Origin of the sequence: Desulfovibrio sp. 1214_IL3152, from assembly GCF_036763055.1 — a bacterium.
Taxonomy (GTDB): domain Bacteria; phylum Desulfobacterota; class Desulfovibrionia; order Desulfovibrionales; family Desulfovibrionaceae; genus Desulfovibrio.
Genome location: NZ_JBAIYW010000450.1, coordinates 1 through 1,483, shown reverse-complemented (window position 1 = coordinate 1,483; position 1,483 = coordinate 1). Strand labels below are relative to the sequence as shown.

The window sequence follows — 1,483 nt, the reverse complement described above, 5'->3', positions numbered from 1 at the left end:
CGGCTTCAGCGGAAGCATCGCCGGGAGTATCGGCGGAGGGGGCAGCCCCCCCCTTGCGTCCCAATATATTCTCAACAGCCTCGCGCAACTGCACCCGGCGGGCACGAACCTTGGCCTTGCGCGCCCCGACGATGCCGAAGATCCCGGACTTGGAATCCTGCACGATCTCGATTTCCAGTTTTTCCCGCGCCGTGTTGAAGTAGCCGCAGGCTTCCTCTATGGCGCTGTCCAGGTCTTTGCCCTGGAATTCCTTAAAGCCTTCCATAATCGTCCTCGTTCCAATAGGTGTCGCAGGCCGTCGCTGCGGCTATTTCGCGGCGGCGTGATTCTTGAACTTCCGGATCATCATCTGCTGCTGGGCTATGGAAAGCACGTTGTTGACCAGCCAGTACAGCACCAGCCCCGAAGGGAAGTTCAGGAAAAGGGCCGTAAAGATAAGGGGAAGAAACATCATGATCTTCTGCTGCGTGGGATCTGTGGCCGGGGGGCTCATCCGCTGCTGCAGGAACATGGTCAGGCCCATGATCACGGGCGTAATGTACAGGGGGTCCTTGGTGGACAGGTCAGCCAGCCAAAGGATGTCCGTACCGGGCAGATAGGTGATGAAGGGCGCGTGGCGCAGCTCGATGGACGTGAGCAGGGCCTGGTACAGACCAAAGAACACGGGCAACTGGATGAGGATAGGCACACAGCCGCTGGCGGGATTGACGCCATAGGTCTTGTAGAGGGCCATGACCTCTTTGTTCATCTGTTCCTTGTTGTCCTTGAACTTCTCACGAATTTCCATCATGTGCGGCTGGAGCTTCTTCATCTTTTCCATGGAAGCGTAACTTTTTGCCGTCAGCGGCCAGAACGCCGCCTTGATGAGCACAGTCAGCAGAATGATCGCCAGACCCCAGTTGTGCACATACTTGTGGAAAAATTCCAGCAGCCACAAAAGGCCCTTGGCGATGATGTGGAAAAAGCCCAGATCAACGCTTTTGGCAAGCTGGGGCGAAACGGCCTGAAGCTCGGAGCGCACCTTGGGACCGACCCAGTAAGAAACGGAAAGCTCCTTTTCCTGTCCGGGGCCAAGCAGGGTTTCCTGCTCTTCCACGGCGGTGCGGTACACGTTCTGCTGCATAACGCCCTTGACGGTCACGTTATTCACATCACCGGGCAGCACAGCCGAAAGAAAATACGTGCTCATGGCCCCGGCCCAGTAAATCTTGCCCACCGCCTGCACGCCGGTGCTTTCAAGAGTGCTGGCCGAACTTTCTTCCTTGAGGCTGCCGTCGTTGTCCCAGGCCACACGCATGGCGTCGTAACGGTCGCCTGCGGCGTTGCTGGCATCGGCGGCCACAGTGTAGCTCACGCGCACGCTGCGGGCCTGCTGGCTCTGGTTTACCACACGGATTTTTTCGCGGATAAGGTAGTTGGTGGCGCTGAAGGTCATTTCGCGCACCACGCGCAGATTATCCACTTCGCCCACGAGCCGCAGCGT

2 protein-coding genes are annotated in these 1,483 nt (G+C 58.1%); both read right to left on the bottom strand.

Annotation, left to right across the window (positions count from 1 at the left end):
• The coding region (locus V6C07_RS09490) for a Jag N-terminal domain-containing protein (protein ID WP_333536188.1) at nucleotides 1-265 on the bottom strand (265 nt) is incomplete at its 3' end.
• A 42-nt stretch (nucleotides 266-307) separates the two neighbouring features.
• A partial coding sequence (gene yidC / locus V6C07_RS09485) for a membrane protein insertase YidC (RefSeq protein WP_333536187.1) occupies nucleotides 308-1,483 on the bottom strand: 1,176 nt, incomplete at its 5' end.